Here is a 22324-nt window from a genome sequence, read left to right as displayed (position 1 = left end):
GCCCCGCGCGTCAATGCACGAAGCGCGCCACCACGTCCCGGTAACTCCGGCTGACCTTTACCTGCGCGTTGGACTGCAGCACCAGGAAGCATTCGCCATTGGTGTGCGGCTTCACTTCCTTCACCAGATCGAGATTGACGATGGTGGAGCGGTGCACGCGCTGGAAGCGGCGCGGGTCCAGCCGCTTTTCCAGGTCCTTCATCGTCTCGCGCAGGATCAGCGTCTTGTCGCCGGTATAGATGCACATGTAATCGCCGGCCGCGTCGATCCGTTCGATGGTGTCGACATCGACGCGGAAAATCTGGCCCTGATCCTTGATGTTGATCAGCTTTTCAAAGCGGTTGGCGGCGGGCTGGTCGGCGGCGTCGGCCATGGTTTCCGCCAGGCTCTCGGCCGCTTCCGGCGCGACTTCGGCCAGCACTTCCTTCAGCCGGTCGGCCTCCTCCACCCCGCGCTTCTCGGCCAGGCGCTGGCGCACGCGGTCGAGCGTGTCGGCCAGCCGCGCTTCCTCCACCGGCTTCATCAGATAGTCGATCGCCTGCGCCTCGAACGCGCGGATGGCATGGTCGGAATAGGCGGTGACGAACACGATCAGCGGCGGCTCCACCTCCATCAGGCCCTGCACCACCGAAAAACCGTCAAAACCCGGCATCTGGATGTCGAGGAACACGAGGTCTGGCTTGTGCGTCTTGATCGCGCGGATCGCCTCGCGCCCGTTCACGCACGTCTCGATGATCTCGATGTCTTCATGCGCGCGCAGGCGCAGTTGCAGGCCCTGAATGGCGAGCGTCTCGTCATCGACGAGAATTGTCCGGATGGTCATGCCGCCTCCCTTGCCGGTTCCGTCAGCTGGAACGGGATTTCAATGTCGACGCGAAACCCGCCGCCGGGGTGCTGCCCCGCCTCGAACCGATGGTCGGCACCATAGGCCTGGGCAAGGCGGTCCCTGATATTGGCAAGGCCCACCCCGGTTGAAAGACTGGGGCGCGATTTTGTTTCACCGGGGCCAGGCCCGGTGTCGATCACGCTGATCTGCACCCGGTCGCCGGCCAGTTGCGCGGTCACGGTGATGTCGGCGCCGTCCTCCTGCGGGGTGACCGCATATTTGATGGCGTTTTCCACCAGCGGCTGGAGCAGCAGCGAGGGCAGCCGGGCATTAGCGGCGCGCGCGTCCACCTCGAAATGCGGGCGCAGCCGCTCCTCGAAGCGCATCTTCTCGATCTCGAGATAGAGCTTCAGCGTCTCCACCTCCTGCGCCAGTGTCACATGCGCGGTCGGCTCATTGGCCAGCGTATAGCGCAGGAACGCCGACAGCCGGCTGAGCATCGCATTGGCGCGCTCGCTCTGCTTCAGCAGCACCAAGGTGGAAATCGAATTGAGCGTGTTGAACAGGAAATGCGGGTTCAGCTGATAGCGCAGCATCGCCAGCTGCGCGCTCGACGCCTGGCTTTCCAGCCGCTGCAGCTGGTCGATCTGTTCCTCGACGATCAGGTAGAAATTGATCCCGAAGTAAAGCGCCGACCAGCCGGCCAGCACGGTGAAGTTCAAGAAGATCGTGCCCAGCACCAGCGTGAGGTTGAGGCCGGGCGAATCGAGCTTGATCAGCGAGAAGGCAAAGGCATCCAGCACCGCATAAAGCGCGGTCGCCAGCGCCAGCGTGACGACGCTGAGCGCGACGAAGGGAATGCGCGGCAGCGTGCGATAATAGCCGTACAGCGCCGAGAGCAGCAGCGTGATGCAATAGCCGATGATCGATTCGATCGAGACCGCGATGAGCACCGCGATGTTGAGGCCGTTGGAAACGCTGGAAACCGAGCGCAGCACCAGATAGCCCGACCAGCCCGCGGCCTGGAGCAGCCAGAAGGCGCGGTTCTTTTCCTCAAAAAACGGCCGCGAGAAAAAGGTAGGGCGCGGTGCTGTGGCCATGCCCTCTTATACCGGCTGACAAGCGCGCCGGAAGAGGCCATGCTGTGCCATCTGCATCAGGAGAGCGACGATGAGCGATATCGACGTGCATGAGGGCCGCGCCGCCTTTCGCGCGATGACGGAAGGAACCGCCGAGGACTGGGCGCTGATCTCCACCCATTTCCGCGATTTTGCGCGTGGCCTGCCCGAACGGGTGCTGACCCATCTGAAGCTGCTCGACGGTGATTATGGCGGCTTCCCGGTCGACCGGCTGGAACATTCGCTGCAATGCGCCACCCGCGCCCACCGCGACGGCCGTGACGAGGCCTATGTGGTGATGGCGCTGCTGCACGACATTGGCGACACGCTGGGCAGCTATAACCACCCCGAAATCGCCGCCGCGATGCTGAAGCCCTTCGTGTCGGAAGAGCTGCACTGGATCGCGCAGCACCACGGCATCTTCCAAGGCTATTATTATTTCCACTATCTGGGCATGGACCGCGACCTGCGCGAGGGGTTTCGCGGCCATCCGCACTTCCAGGCCTGTGCCGAGTTCTGCGAGAAATATGACCAGTCGGCGTTCGACCCGGGTTACGAGAGCGCACCGCTCGACTTCTTCGTGCCGATGGTGGAGCGGGTGCTGGCCCGGCCGATCCACAGCATCTATCCAAGCCCGGCAAGCGAGGTCTGAGCCGGCGCGCCGGACACCAGACTGCCATCCCGTAGCGCGCCGCCCCGGGCCTGGGGCGGCGCGCTTTTTTCGAAATCCTGGAGTCTGCCGTCGCCCCGGCCCCCGAGCCGGGGCTGGGCTTCTTCTTCGTCAGTCGCAAGGCAGTCTGGCCCCGGCTCAAGGCCGGGGCGACGGGTTGGTTTGGTCGCAAAGCCCGCCAAAACGACAAACCGCCGCCCCCATTGCCGGGGACGGCGGTCTGATCGTCTGGATCGGTGGCGCGGTTAGAAGGTAACGCGCGCGCCGATGCGGATGGTGTAGAGCGACGTGCCCAGCACCGGGTTGCCGAACGCGGCATCGTTGGGCGCACGCGCGGTGCTGAAACGATACTGGGCGCAAGGCTGGGTGATGGTCGAGGTCTGCGCCGCCGTCGCCGCGGTGCCGGTGGCGACCGGCACGTTCAGGCACGACACGTTCACCACCGCCGCATTATACGGGAAGCCCTGCTGGCGCAGGCCGCCCCAATCCGAATTGAGCAGGTTCGGCAGATTCTCGATGTCCGCGAACAGCGAGATGCGCGACTTGCCGACAAAGGTCGGGATTTCCTGCTCCAGGTGGAGGTCGATGCGGGTGAAGGCACGCGACCGGCCGATGTTGCGCGGCGCGGTCTGGCCGCGGAAGTTGCGCAGCACCGAGCCGTTGATGATGCCGTCAAGCGTCGTCTGCGTGGCGGCGCTGTCATACGACACGATCGGATCATTGCCAGCGAGCGGCACGTAGAGCAGCTGGTTGGCCAGGTTGCCGACGGTGCCGAACACCGGGCCGCGACCGGCGCTGGGGTCCTGCATCGTGTAGCTGAACCGGCGTCCCGCGCGGCTTTCGCCGAACAGCTGGATGATCGTGCGATAGTCACCGAAGAACGCCCGATCGAAGCCGATATTATACTTGAACTGCCAGGTCGTCTCGTCGTTCGAGATGCCCGCCGCCTGGAAGTTGGGATCGCGGAAGGCGGCGTTCTGGTAGTTCGAAGCCGCCACCGACGAGGTCGACGGGCCGGCATCGGTCACGTCCTGCAGCGTGTAGCTGCCGCCGAACGACAGGCCGAAGTTGAAGCGCTTGTCGAAGCGGATGACATAGATGTGGCTGCGGCCGACATTGCTGTTGGTCATCAAAATGTCGGTGTTGACGCTGCCCGCCGGCTGCAGGCCGACATTCACGTTATAGCGCGGGCGGCCGTCCGGCGTCAGCAGGCCGGTGCGGTTCGAGCGCAGGTCGGTGAACACGATCTGCTGGAACGGCTTTGCATAGAGATAGTCAAAGCCGAAGTGCCAGCCATCGCCCAGCGGCCCGAGATTGGCCGTATAGTCGAGCGAGATCGTGGCGCGCGAGGTGGCGGGCACCTCGAAGCGCGGATCGACCAGCGCGGTCGGCGACCCGGCGATGGCGCCGGTGTTGGTCGCCAGGAACTGCTGGATCGCCGGGTTGATGGTGCGGCCATCAACGCCCGTCAACGCCGCCGTGCCGACGTTCGCGGGCACGTTGTTCTGGAACGGTGGAACGCCGCCCAGCGTGTTGTTGCGCAGAATGTTGACGGTGTTGGTGATGACGCCGGTCACCGAATAGCTGTTCGAGAAATACACAGCCGGGTTGCCGCCGCCATAGACGCCGGCAGTACCGCGTACCGACAGGCGCGGCGTCGGCTTCCACTGGAAACCGATGCGCGGCTGGAACAGGCCACGGCCAGCCAGCGTCGCGGTGTTGGCAATGCCCGAGCGCGCCAGCAGGTTGTTGTTCAGCGGAATGGCGCCGTTCTGGTCATAGAGATCATAACGCATGCCATAGTCGATGGTGAAGTTCGGCGTGACCTTCCACGTGTCCTGGATACCGAAGGTCCAGGTGCGCGTCTTGAAGTTCGCAACCGCGTCTTCAAGATTGCCCGACAGCGCGTTCTGATAGGTGAAGGTCGCGGCGTTGCGGTTCTGGAAATCGGCAATGGTGTCGAAGAACCAGGTACCGGCCGAGTTCTGCACGAACGCGTTGCGGACGCGATATTCCTCGAACTCGAACAGCAGCTTCAGGCTGTGCTGGCCCAGGTTCAGGCGGGCGAGCAGCGAGCCGCTATACGCATCCGAGAACAGCGCGTTGGTCTGGCGCGACGGGTCCGGCCCGAAAAAGATGCGCGGCGAGGTCGGCGTGCAGACGGTCGCGTTGCTGGTGTTGGCCGTGCCGGCGGCGTTGGTCGTCGCGTTCGGGTCAAGGCAGACCGAGAACTGGCCGAAGCCGCGGCCCTGCAGCGGGTCCTGCCCGCGCAGGAAGCTCAGATAGCCGATACGCGCTTCGGTCGAGAAATTGTCGGTCCAGTCGCTGTTCAGCTGGAGCTGGCCCGAGCGCTGCAGCTCGGTCAGCACATAGGCGTTCGACGCCAGACCAACCGACGGCGACTGCGGGTTGACCGAGTTGCCCTGCGGAATGATCAGCGAGTCATACGCGTTGGTGAAGGTGAAGAAGGCGCGCTGGCCGTCGGTGATGTTCCAGTCGATACGGCCGACGATCTTTTCGTCGATTTCGGTCTGGTTCCGCACCAGATCGCCCGGGTTGTAGTTGTACACCTGCTGCGCGATCTGCTGGATCTGCGTGATCTGCGCGCGGGTCAGGCCCTGGGCGGCGTTGGCGAAACCTTCGCCGGCAATGCCGTTCGGGTTGGGCAGGCCCTGGGTGGTGCGCTCGGCAGCGACCATGAAGAACAGCTTGTCCTTGATGATCGGGCCCGACAGGCGGCCGCCATAGGTCTGGCTGTTGAAGCTGTTGATCGTGGTGGTGGTGCCGATGCGGTCACCGCTCAGCCCGTCGGTGTTGATCGACCAGAAGCCGGTGCCTTCGAACTTGTTGGTGCCCGGACGCAGCACGACGTCGATTGCGCCGCCGGTGAAGTTGCCCTGGCGGACGTCGACCGGCGACAGGCTGACCGTGAACTGGTCGATCGCGTCGAGCGGCACCGGGCCACGGCGGGTGGGGTTGGCGTCGGCGTTCAGGCCGAAGCGGTCGTTCACGCGCACTCCGTTGATGGTGAAGGCGTTGAAGCGCGGGTTGACACCGGCGAACGAGACGGCGCGGTTGTTGGCAAGGTCAAGCGTCGCAAACGGGTCGCGGCGGGCCAGGTCGCGCACGTCGCGGTTGACCGAGGCCACCTTGGCGATGTCGCGCGCGGTGAGCAGCGTCTGCGGCCCGAGCGAGCGGGTGCCCGAATTGCGCACCTTCGACGCGGTGACGACAATGTCCTGCGACGAGGTCAGCACCACGGGCACGTCATAGGGCTGGCCGATGACGGTGTAGATGTCGGTAATCGTCGCGACGTCCTTGCCGGCCTGCATCACTTCGACGGTGAACGGACCGCCCACGCGCACACCCGAGACCTGGAACTGGCCATCGGCGTTGCTGGTGACCGTCGACCTGGTGCCCGACGGGGTGTGCGTGATGGTGACGCGGGCGCCGCCAACGGGGTTGCCCGATTCGTCGGTGACGGAGCCGCGGATCTGCGACGTGGTTTCCTGGGCGCTGGCAGCGGCCGGAATCATCAGCGCAGCAACAGCCGCGCCCAGAAAGAGTTGATTGCGCATAATTTCCCCTATTGAGGTGGTTCGCTTGCAAAAAAGCGCGGCGTCTTCGCCGTCGTAGGCGCCCATGCCGGGGAAATATTTCGGTTCGATGACATTTGCCGCGCCGCAAACCGACGCCCCGATTCCTTTACAAATCGTTGCAAAAACACATCACCGGCCGGGGCCGGCGGCGCCCCCGGCTTCGGCCACCAGCGCGAGCCACGCGGCCTCGTCGATCACCCGGATGCCAAGCTCTGCAGCCTTTTTCAGCTTGGAGCCGGCACCCGGGCCGGCGATGATCAGGTCGGTCTTGGCCGACACCGACCCCGCCACCCGCGCGCCGAGCATCTCGGCCTGCGCCTTCGCTTCGTCGCGGCTGAGCGAGTCGAGCGAACCGGTGAAGACCAGCGTCTTGCCCGTCACCGGCGATTCGCGCGCCTCGAACACGGTGTCAGCGGGGGTCAGCTGCGCGAGCAGCTCGTCGAGCGCGGCGACATTGTGCGGCTCGGCAAAGAAATCGACCAGCGCGAGCGCCACTTCCGGCCCGACGCCGGGGGTTTCCACCACCGCCGCCAGTTCCCTGGCAGTGCGGGCGAGCAGCTTGTCATCGCTTTCGGCAAGCGCGCGGACCATGCCGGCGCGAACCTCCAGCGCGCGGTCGATCATCGCGCGGAATGCCGCCCAGCTGCCATAGCGCCGCGCCAGGTCGCGCGCGGTCACTTCGCCGACATGGCGGATGCCGAGCGCGAACAGGAAGCGGTCGAGCGGCGGGCTGCGCTTGGCGTCGATCGCGGCGATCAGGTTGGCGGCCCAGACCCGCCCGTCCTTCTTGCGGGCGCGCAACGCCTCCTCGCTCAGGCGGAAAATGTCGGCGGGGCTGGCGATCAGCCCGTCATGGAAGAAATCCTCGATCTGCTTCAGCCCCAGCCCCTCGATATCGAGCGCGTGGCGGCTGACGAAATGGCGCAGCCGCTCCACCCGCTGCGCCGGGCAGATGAGGCCGCCCGAGCAGCGCCAGTCGACCTCGCCCGGCTCGCGCTCGGCCGCAGAGCCGCATTCAGGGCAGCTCGCCGGGAAATGCCAGGCATCGCGCACCACGTCGCGCGTCAGATTCTCCACGATCTGCGGGATCACGTCGCCGGCGCGTTGCAGCACCACCCGGTCGCCCGGGCGCACGCCGAGCCGGGCAATCTCATCGGCATTGTGGAGCGTGGCGTTGGTGACGATGACGCCGCCCACCCCCACCGGCGCCAGCCGCGCGACCGGGGTCAGCTTGCCGGTGCGGCCGACCTGGATGTCGATGGCGAGCAGCGTGGTCTGCGCGCGTTCGGCGGGGAATTTATGCGCAATCGCCCAGCGCGGCGCGCGCGCCACGCTGCCCAGCCGCGCCTGCAGGTCGAGCCGGTCGACCTTGTAGACCACGCCGTCGATATCGAAGGGCAGCTCGGCGCGGCGCCCCTCGATCGCGCGGTAATGGGCGAGCACCGCGTCGAGGCTTTCGGCGCGGATCAGCAGCTCGCTGACCGGCAACCCCCAGTCGCGGATGGCGTGCATCAGATCGAGCTGGGTGTCGGCGGGCACGCTGCTTGCCTCGCCCCAGCCATGCGCCAGGAAGCGGAGCGGGCGGCCGGCGGTGACGGCGGCATCCTTCTGGCGCAGCGACCCGGCGGCGGCATTGCGCGGATTGGCGAACTGGCGCGCCTTGGCCGGATCGTCGGCCTCGGCGAGCAGGCGCGCGTTCAAGGCGGCGAAATCGGCCTTGGCCATATAGACCTCGCCGCGCACCTCGAACACGTCGGGCACATCCCCGGCCAGCGTTGCGGGGATGTCGGCGATGGTGCGCACATTCGCCGTCACATCCTCGCCCACCGCGCCATCGCCCCGCGTCAGCGCCTGGACGAGCCGCCCCCGCTCATAGCGCAGCGAACAGGACAGGCCGTCGATCTTGGGCTCCGCCGTGAGCGCGACGGGCGCATCCTCAGCGAGCGCCAGAAAGCGGCGCACGCGGGCGAGGAACTCGGCCACCTCCTCCTCGGCAAAGGCATTGTCGAGGCTCATCATCGCCCTGGCATGCGCGACCTTGGCCAGATGCCCGGCGGGCGCGGCGCCGACCTGGGCACTGGGCGAATCGGCGCGGATCAGGTGGGGGAAGCGCGCCTCGATCGCGGCATTTTCGCGCACCAGCGCGTCATAGTCCGCATCGCTGATCTCGGGCGCGTCATCGGTGTGATAGAGCCGGTTGTGCCGCGCAATCTCGGCGGCGAGTTCGGCAAGCCGCGCGGCGGCGTCTGCTTCAGCGATTGGGGTCATGCCGCTGCCAGCAACCTTGCCGCCTGCGCGCGGGCCTCGTCAGTAATCTCTGCGCCCGACAGCATGCGGGCGATTTCCTCGCGGCGTTCGGCGGCGTCCAGCGCACGCACGCCGGTGCGGGTGACGCGGCCGTCGTTCGACTTGGCGATGAAGAAATGCGCGTCGCCGCGTGCCGCCACCTGCGGGCTGTGCGTCACCACCAGCAGCTGCGTGTGTTCGGCAAGCCGGGCAAGGCGTTCACCGATCGCCGACGCCACCGCGCCGCCCACGCCCCGGTCGATCTCGTCGAAGATCATCGCCGCTGCCCCCCCTTCCGCCGCCAGGCTGACCTTCAGCGCCAGGATGAAGCGCGACAGCTCCCCGCCCGAGGCAATGCGCGCCAGCGGGCCGAACGGCGCGCCGGGATTGGTGGCGATCTCGAACTCGACCCGGTCAACCCCGGCCGCCGACCAGCCCTGCTCGGCGAGCGGCGCGATCATCGTGCGAAACCGCGCGGCATCGAGCTTCAGGGGGGCAAGCTCGCGCGCAACGGCGGCATCGAGCCGGTCGGCGGCCGCGCGGCGCGCGGCGGACAGCGCCTCTGCCGCGGCACGATAACGCTCTGCGGCTTCCGCCACCGCGCGCTCCAGCCGGGCCAGTTCCTCCTCGCCGCCTTCGATCACCGCGAGCCGCGCCGACAGCTCGCCCGCCAGCGCGGCCAGATCGTCGGGCTGCACCCGGTGCTTGCGGGCGACTGCGCGCAGCTCGAACAGGCGCGTCTCGTCGGCATCCAGCCGGGCGGGGTCGAAGGCCAGCGCGTCGGCGGCCCGGTCAATCTGTTCCTGCGCCAGCGCGCCCTCGCCGATCGCGCGGTCGAGCCCGGCCAGCGCCTCGGCCAGCGCCGGGTGCGCGTCGGTCACGCGGACCAGCACGCGCGCGGCCTGGCGCAGCTTGGCCAGCGCCCCGTCGGACCCGTCGAGCAGATCGGCCGCCGCCTGCAGGTCGCCGGCCACTTTCGCGCCGCGCTGCATCGTCGCGCGCCGCTCCGCGAGCAGCGCTTCCTCGCCGGGTTCGGGGGCAAGCGCGGCCAGTTCCGCCACCGCATGCGCCAGCCAGTCTTGATCGCGCGCGGCGGCGTCGGCCTGCTGGCGCGCGGCGTCGAGCGCGGCCTGCGCCTGCCGCCAGCCCCGGTGCGCCTCTGCCACCGCCGCCCCATCCAGCCGCCCGAACGCGTCGAGCAGCGCCCGGTGCCCGGCGGGGCTCAGCAGCCCGCGATCATCCTGCTGGCCATGGATTTCGACCAGGTGCGGCGCCAGCTCGCGCAGCAGCGCGACCGACACCGGCTGATCGTTCAGCCAGGCCCGGCTGCCGCCATCGGCCTTCACCAGGCGGCGGACCAGCAGCGGCTCGCCGGCGTCAGCCTCCAGCGCATTGTCGGCCAGCAGCGCGGCGAGCGGACCACCGGCGGGCGGGGGCGAAAAGCTGGCCGTCACCACCGCTTGTGCAGCGCCCGCGCGGACCAGCGCCGAATCGCCGCGCGCGCCCAGCGCCAGCCCCAGCGCGTCGAGCAGGATCGACTTGCCGGCGCCCGTCTCCCCCGTCAGCACGCTCAGGCCGCCGCCGAACTCCAGGTCCAGCGCCTCGATCAGCACCACGTCGCGAATGGCAAGCCCGGTCAGCATTGCGGTGCCTTTTGCCCCAAGACAGGCGCCCGCGCCAAGCCCGGGTCAGGCGCGTTCGAAAATTGGTGCCGTTGGTGATTTTGGGCGGTACCAGCCCGCTCCCCCACCCGGGGAGTGGTGATTGTGGCCGCACCAGCCCGCTCCCCCACCCGGCCACCCATCAGGATACTGTCGTTGGGCGGCCGGGTGGGGGAGCGGGCTGGAACCGCCTCAAAGGCGCCTCAGGCCTTAGGCGCTTCCTTTGCCACCGGGTTCTTCTGCATCAGCTCATAGGCGCGCTTGTACCACACCGTGCCCGGGTAGTTGGCGCCGAGCACGGCGGCCGATTTCAGCGCTTCCTCGCGGATGCCGAGCGCCAGATAGGTTTCGGTGAGCCGCATCAGCGCCTCGGGCACATGGGTGGTCGACTGGAAGCTCTCCACCACGTGGCGGAAGCGCATGTTTGCGGCCAGCCAGTCGCCCCGGCGCTCATAGAAGCGGCCGATCTCCATTTCCTTGCCGGCCAGATGGTCGCGCACCAGGTCGATCTTCAGCCGCGCATCCGCCGCATAGCGCGAAGCGGGGTAGCGCCGCGTCAGCTCGCCGAGCGAATCGAGCGCCTGCTGGGTGATCTTCTGGTCGCGCGTCACGTCCGAAATCCGCTCATAATAGCTGAGCGCGATCAGATAATAGGCATAGGGCGCGTCACGGTTGCCGGGATGGACGGCGAGGAAGCGCTGCGCGGAGTCGATCGCCTTCTGATAGCTGGCGTCCAGATAATAGCTGAACGCGCTCATGAGCTGGGCACGGCGCGCCCAGATCGAATAGGGGTGCTGGCGCTCCACCTCGTCGAACAGCTGGGCGGCGGGCAGGTAATTGCCCTGGTCGAGCAGCTTCTTGGCCACCGAATAAAGCGAGCCGACATCGCGCGCGACATAGGGCACGTCGCCCTTTGAACGGCCGCCGCCGTTGCACCCGGCAAGCGGCAGGGCAAGGGCGATGATCGCGACGGCAGCGGCAGCACGGGCAAGGTTTCGCATGGCCGCTTCCTAGCCCATGCCGGGCACCGCGAACAATGGTTTTTGCCGCGCGCGCCAAGCGGCGCTAAACCCGCCGCACAGGGGAGCGAATCGAGACATGACCGCACAGACTTTGTCGACCCGCCGGGTCGAAAAGCCATGGGGCCGCACGCAGCTATGGCCCGCTTTTGACGATCCCGCGCCCGGTGCGCCGCCGATCGGCGAAATCTGGTTCGAGGGTGAAGGCGACCCCGATCTGCTGGTCAAATATCTGTTCACCAGCGAAAAACTGTCGGTTCAGGTCCACCCCGACGACGAGGCCGCCCGCGCGCGCGGCCATGCCCGCGGCAAGGACGAGGCATGGGTGATCCTGGCGGCCGAACCCGATTCAACCATCGCGCTCGGCACGCTGGCGCCGATGACGCGCGACGAGCTGGCCATGGCCGCGCGCGATGGCTCGATCGAAGCCCTGCTCGACTGGAAGCCGGTCAAGGCCGGCGACGTCTTCTATTCGCCCGCCGGCACGGTGCACGCGATCGGCGCCGGCATCACGCTGGTGGAGGTTCAGCAGAATGTTGATCTCACTTACCGTCTTTACGATTATGGCCGTCCGCGCGAGCTTCACCTCGAAGACGGGGTCGCGGTCGCCGATCCGGTTCCTTTCACGGCGCCCGGCGCGCCGGCCGAGCCTGATGCGGACGGGCGCGCGCTTCTGGCGCAGGGGCCGAAATTCGTCCTCGAACGCTGGACAGGCGGCGCGCGGCGGCTGAACCTGCCCGCCGGCACGCCGGGCTGGCTGATCCCGCTCGCCGGCAGCGGCCATGCCGACGGCACCCCCTGGGCAGCGGGCGAATGCCTGATGCTGTCGGGCGCCTGCGAGATCGTGGCGGACGCGGGCGCCGACCTGCTGGTCGCCTATCCGGGGACCACCCGTTTTTGAGGGCATTTTAAGCCGCCTGGCGGCATAGGGGCAGCCGATGCTGCGCGTGCTGACCCTGTCGACCCTGTTTCCGGACGCGACCCGCCCCAATTTCGGCGTGTTCGTCGAACGGCAGACCTTGGGCCTGGCCGCGCACCCCGATGTCGCGCTGAAACTGGTGGCGCCCGTCGGCGTGCCGCCCTGGCCGGTCAGCCGCCACCCCCGCTACCGCGCGCTGGCCGGGCTGCCCGAGCGGGAAAGCTGGCGCGGGCTGGAGACGTGGCGGCCGCGCTTTGACAATCTGCCCGGCACCGGCGGGCGGTTCTTCGCCGGTGCGCTTGTCCGCCGGCTGAAACCGCTGCTGGCCGACATCCGCCGCGACTTTCCCTTCGACGTGATCGACGCCGAATTCTTCTTCCCCGACGGGCCGGCCGCCATCGCGCTGGGCCGGCATTTCGGCGTGCCGGTGTCGATCAAGGCGCGCGGGGCGGACATTCACCTGTGGGGCCAGGGCGCCACCGGGGCACAGGTGCGCACGGCCGGGCAATCGGCGGCCGGGCTGCTCGCGGTATCGGCGGCAATGAAGGACGACATGGTCGCGCTCGGCATGCCGGCGGAGCGGATCAGGGTACATTATACCGGTGTCGATTTCGGCCGCTTTGGCCAGGTCGGGCGGCAGGCGGCGCGGGAACGGCTGGGGCTGCGCGGCCCGCTCGTGATTGCGCTCGGTGCGCTGGTCGAGCGCAAGGGGCACGCGCTGGTGATCGACGCGGTGGCGGCGCTGCCGGGCGTGCAGCTGATCATCATCGGCACCGGGCCGGATCAGGCAGCGCTCGAGGCGCGGATCGCGCGCGCAGGGCTCGCGGACCGGGTGCGGCTGATGGGCGCGGTGCCGCATGCCGAGCTGGGCGCGCTGCTCCCCGCTGCCGACGTGATGGCGCTGGCGTCGGCGTCGGAGGGGCTGGCCAATGCCTGGGTGGAGGCGCTGGCGTGCGGCGTGCCGGTGGTCATTCCCGATATCGGCGGCGCGCGCGAGGTGTTGACCGACCCCGCTTATGGCCGGCTGGCCGAGCGCAGCGCGCCGGGCTTTGCCGCCGCCATCGCCGCGCTGCTCGCCGACCCGCCCGCGCCCGACGCCGTGAAGCGCGGCGCCGAGCGCTTTACGTGGGAGGCGAACACCGCCGCGCTCCACGCGCATCTGTCGGCGCTGGTGGGGTGAAAGATTGAGACCGCAGCAGCCCGCTCCCCCACCCCGCCTCCCAAATGATACTGCCGTTGGGAGGCGGGGTGGGGGAGCGGGCTGGAACCGCTTCAGCGAAGCTGAATAAAAACCCTAACGCTTCGCCTTGGCCCAGGCTTCGGCCTGCTCGTTGCTGAGCGCGACCAGATTGCCCATCGCCACCGGCATGTCGATCAGATGCAGGCCCCAGTCGGGAAGAATCTTGCCCAGCACGTTCACGTCGCCCACGATGGTGTCGGTGCGTGCGCCGCCGGGATTGGGGTTCACTGTCACCGCCAGATAGCTGAACCGCCCCTGGGTGACGCACTTGGCGGAAATCAGCCCCGGCGCGCGCACGAAGCTGGTCGTCACCGGCGCCCCGTCCCTGGTCCACGGGCCTTGCGGCGCGCTGCGCAGCCCCGCGCCCTTCGCGCCCAGATAGGCATCCATGACGGCCTTGCCGCCGCCCAGCGCCGCCGGGTTGGTGCAGGCCGCCTGCCACCCCGCCTCGGGCACGATGCCGAAGCGGCTGTTTTCGGGCGGGGGCGCGGTGTCGCGGAAGGTGACATAGCTGACGACACAGCCGGTCTGCTTCGCCCGGGTGCACAGGGGGATGGTTTTGAAATCGCCGCCGCGATCCTTGCCCTGCGGCACGCCGATATTGGCACCCAGCAGCATGGCGGAGATCAGCCGCGCCTGCGCGGGCTTGCCGTCAATCTCCTCGGCGAGCAGCTGCTTCAGCATGAACGAGCCCTGGCTGTGCCCGATCAGCACCACGCCGCGCCCGCCATTATGGTCCTTCAGATACTGGTTCCACGCCGCCTTCACATCGCCGAAAGCCAGCGCCCGGTCGGCGGCAACGGGCTTGCCGGCCATGATCGCCTGCAGCGCGGTGATCGTCACCTGGCGATAGAGCGGGGCGAAGACGCGGCAATGCCTGGCAAAGCGCGCCGCCTGGAACGCCGCGACCGCGCGTTCCTCCGGCCCCGCATTCATGTCGCTGTTGGGCGTCACGTCGAGCGAGACGGTGGGGTAGACATAGAAACAGTCGAATTTCGGATCGGCGGCCGGTTTGAAGACTTCGGCGCTGCGCGTGCCGTCTGCGGCGATGACGGTGGCGTCCTGGTTCGCCTGGCACGCATCGGCCCGGCCGGGCAGGCACAGCCAGGCGGCGGGGCTTGCATAATCGGGTGCCGGCGCCGGGGTGGGCGCGGGCGCCGCCGTCTGGGCCAGCGCGGGGCTCGCCGCCATCAGGCCGAGCGCGAGCGTGTAACGAAGCATGTGTCCCCTCCCTTGGATCATTGTCCTGGGGCGCGATCATAGCGACGCGCGCGCGCCGGTCGAGCGGTTAGAAGGGTATTGCGGCGGCGCTCAACCAAGCCCCTCCCCTTCAGGGGAGGGGTTGGGGTGGGGGAGCGGGCCGGCACCGCCAGAACAAACCCTAAAGCGGATAGAACGCCCCGGCGATCCAGCGCCCTTCCTGGCGCAGCACACCCCAGGCGCGGGCGGCGGCGCGGCTGTCCATCGCTTCCAGGCCGATCCCGCGCGCCTCCAGCGCCGCTACCAGCGCGCGCGGCGGGTGGTGGAGCGCGGCGCCCGTGCCCAGCAGCACGAATTCGGGCGCCGGATCGAGCGTCAGCAGCCAGCCGAGCGCCGCCTCGTCCAGCTGGTCGACGGGCGGCGGTGCCCAGCCATCCACGCGTTCGGGGGAGATCAGCAGGCTGGTGAAAATCCGGTCGTCGATGCGAAAGCCACCGCGCGCAAACCCCTGGATCAGCGGCCCGGCGCCGGCGCCCGCCCGCGCCAGCTTCACGCGCGCGGGCCCACCCGTTCGGCGCCTGCAATCGCGCTTGGCTTGTCGGGCTTGTCCGGGTCCGGCCGCAGCCCGAGTGTGATGAGCAGCGACGACGACACATAGATTGACGAATAGGTGCCGACGATGACGCCTAGGATCATCGCCGCGGTAAAGCCGCGCAGCACATGCCCGCCCCAGATCAGCAGGGCAGCGAGCGCAATCAGGATGGTGAGCGAGGTCATCACCGTGCGCGGCAGCGTTTCGTTGACCGACAGATCGATGATCTCGCGCATTTCCATCTTGCGATAGCGGCGCATGTTTTCGCGGATGCGGTCGTCGATCACGATCTTGTCGTTGATCGAATAGCCGATGATGGTCAGCACGGCGGCCACGATGTTCAGGTCGAACTCCCACTGGCTGATCGCGAAAAAGCCCAGCGTCATCAGCACGTCGTGGACGATGGCGACCACGGTCGACACGCCGAACTGCCATTCGAAGCGGAAAATGGCGAACAGGCCGATGCCCAGCACCGCCAGCACAACGGCAATGGCGCCGCTCAGGATCAGCTCGTTCGAAACCTTGCCGGAGACCGCATCCTGCTTGGAAAATTTGGCGGCGGTGAAGTTGGCGTCAATCGCTGCCTGCACCTTCTTCACGATCGCCTGCACCGCATCCTTGTCGTCACTGGGCGGGGCGGGCAGGCGGATCGACACCGTCTTGGGATCGCCGAACTGCTGCAGCCGCACTTCGCCCAGCTTCAGATCGTCGATCACCGTGCGCAGCTTGTCGAGCGAGGGTTCGGTGGCGAATTTTTCCTCGATCATCAGCCCGCCGACGAAATCGACGCCCAGGTTCAACCGGTAGACCAGCACGCTGGCGAGCGCGGCAATCGACAAGAGCGTGGTCAGCGCGAACGCCCAATAGCGCAGCCGCACGAACGCGATATTGGTGTTGTCCGGGATCAGCTTCAAAAGACGCATCGGTGCCAGACCCTTAAATATGCAGCGTCGCCGGGCGCTGGCGCTTCAGCCACAGCGCCACCAGCATGCGGGTGAACAGCACGGCGGTGAACACCGAGGTGGCAATGCCGATCAGCAGCACCACCGCAAACCCCTTTACCGGGCCGGAGCCCAACAGCAGCATGATCACCCCGGAAATCGCGTGGGTGACGTTCGCTTCGAAAATCGTGCGGCTGGCTTCCTTATAGCCCAGCTCCACCGACTGGAGCACGCCGCGCCCGCGCCGCTGTTCCTCGCGGATGCGCTCGTTGATCAGCACGTTCGCGTCCACCGCCGTGCCGACGGTCAGCACGAAGCCGGCAATGCCGGGCAAGGTCAGCGTGCCGCCGATCACCGCCAGCACGCCGACAATCACCAGCACGTTCAGCACCACCGCGATATTCGCATAGACGCCGAAGCGCCCATAAGTGACGAGCATGAACGCGATCACGGCGACGGTCGCGATCACGGAGGCAGTGATGCCGGCGTTGATCGAATCCTTGCCCAGTTCCGCGCTCACGGTGCGCTCATCGACCACTTTCAGCGTAACCGGCAGCTTGCCCGAGCGCAGCGCGATGGCCAGCTGGGTCGCGCTTTCAACCGTGAACCCGCCCGAGATGGAGGCGTTGCCGCCCAGGATCGGCTCGTTGATGTTGGGCGCCGACAGCACCTTGCCATCGAGAATGATGGCAAAGGGCTTGCCGACATTTTCCTGCGTCACGCGCGCGAACTTCTTGCCGCCGCTGGTGTTGAAGGTGAGCGAGACATTGGGCTGGTTGGTGTCGGGCTGATAGGCCTGCTTGGCGTCGATCAGCTCGTCGCCGGTCAGGATCGCGCGGCGGATGACAGCAATCCCGCCGCCGCCGGCCGCATAGGGCAGCACCTGGCTGCCGGCGGGCGCGATGCCCAGCTGCACCTGCGCGGGGTCTGCGGTCAGGTCGACCAGCTTGAATTCAAGCTTCGCCGTCTTGCCGAGCAGCTCCTTCAGCGCCTTGGGGTCCTGCAGGCCCGGCACCTGCACCAGAATGCGGTTGCTGCCCTGGCGCACGATGGTCGGCTCGCGCGTGCCCAGCGCGTCGATGCGGCGGCGCACGACATCGGTCGCGTCGTCCATCGCGCGGTTGATCGCCTGGCTGAGCCCGGCCGCCGTGGGGGTCAGCACGAAGCGGCTGCCATCGACCACCTCGATCGTCCAGTCGCGCTGGCCGGTCAGCCCCGCGCCGGTGGTGAGCGGCAGCAGAATCTCGCGCGCGGCATCCAGCTGGGTCACGTCGCGCACGAAGAAGCTCAGCCGCCCGCCCGCCAGCGAGATTTCGCCGATGCCGATGGGCGTCTTTGCGCGCTTCATTTCGGCGATCACCGTTTCGCGCATCGTCTCCAGCCGGGTGGCGGCGATGTCGGCGGTGTCCGCCTCCAGCAGCAGGTGCGAGCCGCCGGCCAGATCAAGCCCCAGCGCGATGCGCGGCAGCTTCACCGGCCAGCCGCGCGTCGCGCTTTCGGGAATGAAGCTGGGCACCGCCAGCGCCACCAGCGCGAGCAGCGGCAGGACGATCGACAGGATTTTCCAGCGCGGGAAATCGAGCATGGGATCAGTCGTTCGCCGGCCTGGCGCCGCCCTGGCTGGCGACGGAGGCAATGGTGGCCTTCACCACCTTCACCCGCACATTGGGGGCAATCTCCACCTCCACCAGCGCGCCATCGGCCTTCACCACCTTGCCGACAATACCGCCGGCGGTGGTTACCTCGTCGCCCTTCTTCACCGCGTTTATCGCTTCCTGCAGCTGCTTCATGCGGCGCTGCTGGGGGCGGATCATCAGGAAATAGAAAGCGACGACCAGCAGGATGAGCGGCGCGGTCTGAACCAGAAATTCAAGGCCGCTCGGGGCGACGGCACCGGTCGACTGGGCAAAAGCGGGGGAAGCGAACATGGCCTCTTTCGGGTTGCAAGATCAACTGGCGGGGGCGGCGCACCCTGCCCTATAAGCGGCGCGCGCTACCACCATAAAGGCGGCCGCGCAACCGGAAGGGATTGAATTGACCATCATCGTCATGGGCCATATCCGCGCCCCCGCTGCCGAGATCGACCGGCTGAGCCCGGCCATCGCCGCCGTCGTTGCCGCCACCAACCAGGAGGAAGGGTGCGAGCATTACAGCTTTGCCCGCCACCTGGCCGACCCGGAAATGCTGATCATCTCCGAACGCTGGGCCTCGGCAGAGGCGCTTGCCGCGCATGGCAAGTCGCCGCACCTCAAGGCCTTCAACCAGGCGATTGCCGGCGCGACCATGCACGACGTGTCGGTGAAGGCATGGGACGGCAGCTTCTGGCGGACACTCGTCGGTGGCTGAGCCGCCCGCCGGCTTTGCTCCGCATTTCCGGCAGAGCCCGCTGACCGACCCGTGGGAGCCGCTTTATTCGCGGCGGGACGGCGACGCGCTGCTGATCGGCGTGTGGGTGCGCGACGTGCACTGCAATTCGCGGGCGGTGGCGCATGGCGGGCTGATCGCGGCGCTGGCTGACAATGCGATGGGGCTGGCCTGTGTGCTGGCGAGCGAAGGCCAGGGCGGGCCGATTGGCGGCATCGTGACGGTCAACCTCTCGGTCGATTATCTGGGCGCGGCAAAGCCGGGCGACTGGCTGGAAGTGGCGGCACGGCCGGTGCGCATCGGCCGCAGCCTGGCCTTTGCCGAGGCACAGGTGCGCGCCGGCGACCGCGCCGTCGCGCGCGCCACCGCCGTGTTCAGCGTGCCGGCGAAGGGATAGGGCCGGACAAGAGGGGGTTGCATCGGCCGCCCTTGCGACCTATGCCCCTGCGCCTCGGTCGGGACGTAGCGCAGCCTGGTAGCGCATCACACTGGGGGTGTGGGGGTCGCAGGTTCGAATCCTGTCGTCCCGACCAATTTTTTTCGTGCCAAGACACGACGGCTCCAGCCCGCTCCCCCGTCCCGCCTCCCAACGGCATTATTCTATGGGAGGCTCGGATGGGCGAGCGGGCCGGTGCGGCAACCGTTTCACCAACGCTCAAACGTAATCCCATGCCACCCTCCCGGCGGAGGGTGGCCCGGGCACCGCTCAGTGAACGGCGAGCGCCGCGAGCAGCAGCAGCGCCACGATATTGGTGATCTTGATCATCGGGTTCACCGCCGGGCCGGCGGTGTCCTTGTACGGGTCGCCCACGGTGTCACCGGTCACGGCCGCCTTGTGCGCCTCGCTCCCCTTGCCGCCATGGTGGCCGTCTTCGATATATTTCTTGGCATTGTCCCACGCGCCGCCGCCGCTGGTCATCGAAATGGCGACGAACAGCCCGGACACGATCACGCCGAGCAGCATGGCGCCCAGCGCCGCAAAGCCGTTTTCCTGCCCGGCCACGCCATAGATGATGAAATAGACCGCGATCGGGCTCAGCACCGGCAACAGGCTGGGGATGATCATCTCGCGGATCGCCGCCTTCGTCACCAGGTCGACGGTGCGGGCATAATCGGGCCGGCTGGTGCCCGCCATGATGCCGGGATTGTTGCGGAACTGGTCGCGCACTTCCTCCACCACCGCGCCCGCCGCGCGGCCGACCGCGGTCATCCCCATCGCCCCGAACAGATAGGGGAGCAGCGCGCCGAGCAGCAGCCCCACGATCACATAGGGGTTGGACAGTGAGAAATCGACGTGCAGCGCCGGGAAATAGGCGGCCAGGTCCGTCGTATAGGCGCCGAACAGCACCAGTGCGGCAAGCGCCGCCGAGCCGATGGCATAGCCCTTGGTCACGGCCTTGGTGGTGTTGCCCACCGCGTCGAGTGCGTCGGTCTTGTGGCGCACATCATCGGGCAGGCCCGCCATTTCGGCGATGCCGCCGGCATTGTCGGTGACCGGGCCGTAAGCGTCGAGCGCCACGACCATCCCCGCCTGGGCCAGCATGGCGGTGGCGGCAAAGGCAATGCCGATGATGCCGGCCAGCTGATAGGCGGCGACCACCGCGACCACGATCACCAGCGTCGGCAGCGCGGTCGATTCCAGGCTGATCGCCAGCCCCTGGATGACGTTGGTGCCATGGCCGGTTTCGGATGCCTTGGCGATGCTGCGCACCGGGCGGAAATTGGTGCCGGTATAATATTCGGTGATCCATACCATCGCACCCGTCACCACCAGGCCGATCATCATGCAGGCAAACAGCGCGTTGCCGCTGAAATTGCCCGCCTGCCCGGCGACGAATTCAGGCGTGCCGCCCGACAGGAAGCTGTTGCCGCCGACGGGGGCGCTCATGTCGCCCAGCGCATAGCGGGTGGCGCCATAGATCAGCGGCACCGACAGCAGGGTCGCCGTCCAGAAACCGCGATAGAGCGCGCCCATGATCGAGCCGTTGCTGCCCAGTCGCACGAAATAGGTGCCGATGATCGAGGTGACGATGCACACCCCGCCCACGATCAGCGGCAGCGCCATCAGCGCCTGCAGCTTGTCCGCCTTGGCCAGCAGCAGCGCGACCGAGATCATCGTCACGCCCAGCGTCACCACATAGGTTTCGAACAGGTCGGCGGCCATGCCGGCGCAGTCGCCGACATTGTCGCCCACATTGTCGGCAATCACCGCCGGGTTGCGGGGGTCATCCTCGGGAATGCCCGCTTCGACCTTGCCGACCAGATCGGCGCCGACATCGGCCGCCTTGGTGAAGATGCCGCCGCCCAGACGCGCGAAGATCGAGATGAGCGACGCGCCGAAGGCGAGCGCGGTCAGCGCCTCCACGATGGTGCGGTCGCTGGTGTCGCTCACCCGGTGGCCGGCAACATCGACCAGATACCAGTAGAACACGGCGATCGAGAGCAGCCCCAGCCCCGCCACCAGCATGCCGGTGATCGCGCCCGAACGGAACGCCAGCGTCAACCCGCCCTGGAGCGAGGTCCGCGCCGCCTCCGCCGTGCGCACATTGGCGCGCACTGAGATGTTCATGCCGACATAGCCGGCGACGCCTGACAGCACCGCGCCGATGACGAAGCCGACCGTCGAAATCCAGCCGAGCGTGACCGCGAGCACTGCCGCCACCGCCACGCCGACAATCGCGATGGTGCGATATTGCCGGCCGAGATAGGCCTGCGCGCCTTCCTGAATGGCGGCGGCAATGTCCTGCATCTTTTCATTGCCGGGCGACGCCGACAGCACCTGTCGGCTGGTGACGAACCCATAAAGCACGGCCAGCAAGCCACACAGCATGGCCGCATAAACGATCTGCATCCCCTGATCCCCTGTCATGCCCGTTTGCGGGACTTTTCGTTCTATGCCGGCAGCGTAGACGCGGGAGCGGGCGGGATGCAAGCGGCCTCAACCGCGATGTTCAAATCCCAGCCGCGCGGGGAGCGCCACTGGCGCGCCCTGATCGGTGATCGACAGCCCGGCGCCGGGTGCAAACCGGCCGACCGGGGTGGCCGGCACCGGCAGCACGGCATCGGGCGCGGCGGCGAACAACAGCTGATAATCATCCCCCGCCGTCACCGCCGCCAGCCGTGCCGCACGGTCCGCCCCGGCAAAGTCGCGATAGGCCGCCGACAGCGGCACCGCATCGAGCGCGACCGTCACCGCCAGGCCAGAGGCGGCCGCCATCCGCGCGGCGTCGATCAGCAGCCCGTCCGACACGTCCATCATCGCATGGACGCGCGGGGCAAGTGCCGCGCCCTCGGCCAGCCGCGGCACCGGGCGGCGATAGGCGGCGAGCAGCTCGGCCGGGCCGGGCGCCCCGCGCGCGATGCCAAGCCCCGCGCCTGCGTCACCAATATTGCCGGTCACATAAAGCACGTCCCCCGCCTGCGCGCCCGCCCGCCCCGGCGCCTGCGCGGCCCGGCCGATCGCGGTGATGGTCAGCACGCGCGGGGCACCGGCGGGCAGGCTGACCGTGTCGCCGCCGATCAGCGGGCAATCGAACGCCCGCAGCACCTCGCCCAGCCCGGCCAGAAAGGCGCGGTCCCACCCGGCATCGCCCAGCGGATAATTGAGCAGCACGCCTTCGGACGCCGCGCCCTTCGCCGCCAGATCGGACAGGTTCACCGCCACCAGCTTCCACGCGACATCGCCCGCCGGATCGCTGGAGAGGAAATGCACTCCCTCCGCCACTGTGTCGGTGGTGAGGATGAGGTCGCCCAGCCGCGCGGCATCGTCCGCCAGACCCAGCGCACCCGGATGCAGCGGCAGCGCCCGCAGCGCGGCGAGGAAATCGGCTTCGTCCATGCCCGCCGTGGTAGCGCGGCGCGACGCGCCTGTCTTGGCCTTCAGTCCGCG

The 22324-nt window shown here is 67.9% G+C and carries 18 protein-coding genes and 1 tRNA gene; 6 read left to right on the top strand and 13 right to left on the bottom strand.

Annotated features, from left to right (window positions below; all coding sequences use genetic code 11):
• Window positions 1-10: 10 nt before the first annotated feature.
• Both K2Y03_RS10080 and K2Y03_RS10075 read right to left on the bottom strand, forming a co-directional pair.
• On the bottom strand, window positions 11-823 hold the full coding sequence (locus tag K2Y03_RS10080) for a LytTR family transcriptional regulator DNA-binding domain-containing protein (RefSeq protein ID WP_294090493.1): 813 nt from the start codon (window positions 821-823) through the stop codon (window positions 11-13).
• Window positions 820-1926 (bottom strand): sensor histidine kinase, encoded by a 1107-nt coding sequence (locus K2Y03_RS10075; RefSeq protein ID WP_294090492.1) that lies wholly within the window; start codon window positions 1924-1926, stop codon window positions 820-822. Before K2Y03_RS10075 ends, K2Y03_RS10080 begins: the two co-directional genes overlap by 4 nt.
• 70 nt (window positions 1927-1996) lie before the next feature.
• On the opposite strand from K2Y03_RS10075, the gene K2Y03_RS10070 reads away from it, so the two are divergent.
• The gene (locus K2Y03_RS10070; RefSeq protein ID WP_294090491.1) at window positions 1997-2596 is read left to right on the top strand and encodes an HD domain-containing protein; all 600 of its coding nucleotides are present in this window, start codon (window positions 1997-1999) and stop codon (window positions 2594-2596) included.
• A 263-nt stretch (window positions 2597-2859) separates the two neighbouring features.
• Here the strand turns inward: K2Y03_RS10070 and K2Y03_RS10065 are convergent, their stop codons facing one another.
• The 4 genes from K2Y03_RS10065 to K2Y03_RS10050 form a co-directional block, all read right to left on the bottom strand.
• The gene (locus K2Y03_RS10065) at window positions 2860-6192 is read right to left on the bottom strand and encodes a carboxypeptidase regulatory-like domain-containing protein (RefSeq protein WP_294090490.1); all 3333 of its coding nucleotides are present in this window, start codon (window positions 6190-6192) and stop codon (window positions 2860-2862) included.
• A gap of 150 nt (window positions 6193-6342) precedes the next feature.
• Window positions 6343-8481, bottom strand: a complete 2139-nt coding sequence (ligA, locus tag K2Y03_RS10060; protein WP_294090487.1) for an NAD-dependent DNA ligase LigA — start codon at window positions 8479-8481, stop codon at window positions 6343-6345.
• On the bottom strand, window positions 8478-10142 hold the full coding sequence (gene recN, locus K2Y03_RS10055; protein WP_294090486.1) for a DNA repair protein RecN: 1665 nt from the start codon (window positions 10140-10142) through the stop codon (window positions 8478-8480). The genes ligA and recN overlap by 4 nt, the downstream gene beginning before the upstream one ends.
• A 221-nt stretch (window positions 10143-10363) precedes the next feature.
• Window positions 10364-11161, bottom strand: coding sequence for an outer membrane protein assembly factor BamD (locus K2Y03_RS10050; RefSeq protein WP_294090485.1), 798 nt, complete (start codon window positions 11159-11161; stop codon window positions 10364-10366).
• A gap of 97 nt (window positions 11162-11258) precedes the next feature.
• Here K2Y03_RS10050 and K2Y03_RS10045 point away from each other — a divergent pair, with 97 nt between their 5' ends.
• Together K2Y03_RS10045 and K2Y03_RS10040 are read left to right on the top strand one after the other, a co-directional pair.
• On the top strand, window positions 11259-12080 hold the full coding sequence (locus K2Y03_RS10045; protein ID WP_294090483.1) for a class I mannose-6-phosphate isomerase: 822 nt from the start codon (window positions 11259-11261) through the stop codon (window positions 12078-12080).
• A 37-nt stretch (window positions 12081-12117) separates the two neighbouring features.
• Window positions 12118-13278 carry a glycosyltransferase gene (locus K2Y03_RS10040; protein WP_294090482.1) on the top strand — a complete coding sequence of 387 codons (1161 nt, stop codon included), beginning with the start codon at window positions 12118-12120 and terminating at the stop codon, window positions 13276-13278.
• Window positions 13279-13392: 114 nt separating this feature from the next.
• On the opposite strand, the gene K2Y03_RS10035 is transcribed toward K2Y03_RS10040, so the two are convergent.
• From K2Y03_RS10035 to yajC, 5 genes are all read right to left on the bottom strand, one after another.
• Window positions 13393-14559, bottom strand: a complete 1167-nt coding sequence (locus tag K2Y03_RS10035; protein ID WP_294090481.1) for a DUF3089 domain-containing protein — start codon at window positions 14557-14559, stop codon at window positions 13393-13395.
• Between the two features lie 160 nt (window positions 14560-14719).
• Window positions 14720-15091, bottom strand: a complete 372-nt coding sequence (locus K2Y03_RS10030) for an MTH938/NDUFAF3 family protein (RefSeq protein ID WP_294090480.1) — start codon at window positions 15089-15091, stop codon at window positions 14720-14722.
• Entirely contained in the window at window positions 15088-16053 is a 966-nt protein-coding gene (secF, locus tag K2Y03_RS10025) for a protein translocase subunit SecF (protein ID WP_294090479.1), read from the bottom strand. The genes K2Y03_RS10030 and secF overlap by 4 nt, the downstream gene beginning before the upstream one ends.
• Before the next feature lie 13 nt (window positions 16054-16066).
• Complete coding sequence (gene secD, locus K2Y03_RS10020; RefSeq protein ID WP_294090478.1) at window positions 16067-17656, bottom strand: protein translocase subunit SecD; 1590 nt, start codon at window positions 17654-17656, stop codon at window positions 16067-16069.
• A 4-nt stretch (window positions 17657-17660) separates the two neighbouring features.
• The gene (gene yajC / locus K2Y03_RS10015; RefSeq protein WP_294090477.1) at window positions 17661-17999 is read right to left on the bottom strand and encodes a preprotein translocase subunit YajC; all 339 of its coding nucleotides are present in this window, start codon (window positions 17997-17999) and stop codon (window positions 17661-17663) included.
• Window positions 18000-18105: 106 nt separating this feature from the next.
• Between yajC and K2Y03_RS10010 the strand changes: the two genes are divergently transcribed.
• The 3 genes from K2Y03_RS10010 to K2Y03_RS10000 all read left to right on the top strand — a co-directional run bounded on the left by K2Y03_RS10010 (window position 18106) and on the right by K2Y03_RS10000 (window position 18968).
• Window positions 18106-18417: a putative quinol monooxygenase gene (locus K2Y03_RS10010; protein ID WP_294090476.1), complete on the top strand. Its 312-nt coding sequence runs from the start codon at window positions 18106-18108 to the stop codon at window positions 18415-18417.
• A complete protein-coding gene (locus K2Y03_RS10005; protein ID WP_294090475.1) occupies window positions 18410-18832 on the top strand; it encodes a PaaI family thioesterase in 423 nt (140 codons plus the stop codon). Before K2Y03_RS10010 ends, K2Y03_RS10005 begins: the two co-directional genes overlap by 8 nt.
• Window positions 18833-18891: 59 nt before the next feature.
• A tRNA-Pro gene (locus K2Y03_RS10000) sits at window positions 18892-18968 on the top strand.
• A gap of 173 nt (window positions 18969-19141) precedes the next feature.
• Here the strand turns inward: K2Y03_RS10000 and K2Y03_RS09995 are convergent.
• Complete coding sequence (locus tag K2Y03_RS09995) at window positions 19142-21286, bottom strand: sodium-translocating pyrophosphatase (protein ID WP_294090474.1); 2145 nt, start codon at window positions 21284-21286, stop codon at window positions 19142-19144.
• An 87-nt stretch (window positions 21287-21373) separates the two neighbouring features.
• Window positions 21374-22273, bottom strand: a complete 900-nt coding sequence (gene thiL / locus K2Y03_RS09990; RefSeq protein WP_294090473.1) for a thiamine-phosphate kinase — start codon at window positions 22271-22273, stop codon at window positions 21374-21376.
• Window positions 22274-22324: the final 51 nt, after the last annotated feature.

The organism is Sphingomonas sp., assembly GCF_019746015.1.
Taxonomy (GTDB): domain Bacteria; phylum Pseudomonadota; class Alphaproteobacteria; order Sphingomonadales; family Sphingomonadaceae; genus Sphingomonas.
Note: the sequence above shows the minus strand (reverse complement) of the source record. Positions and strands in the feature narration are given on the sequence as shown.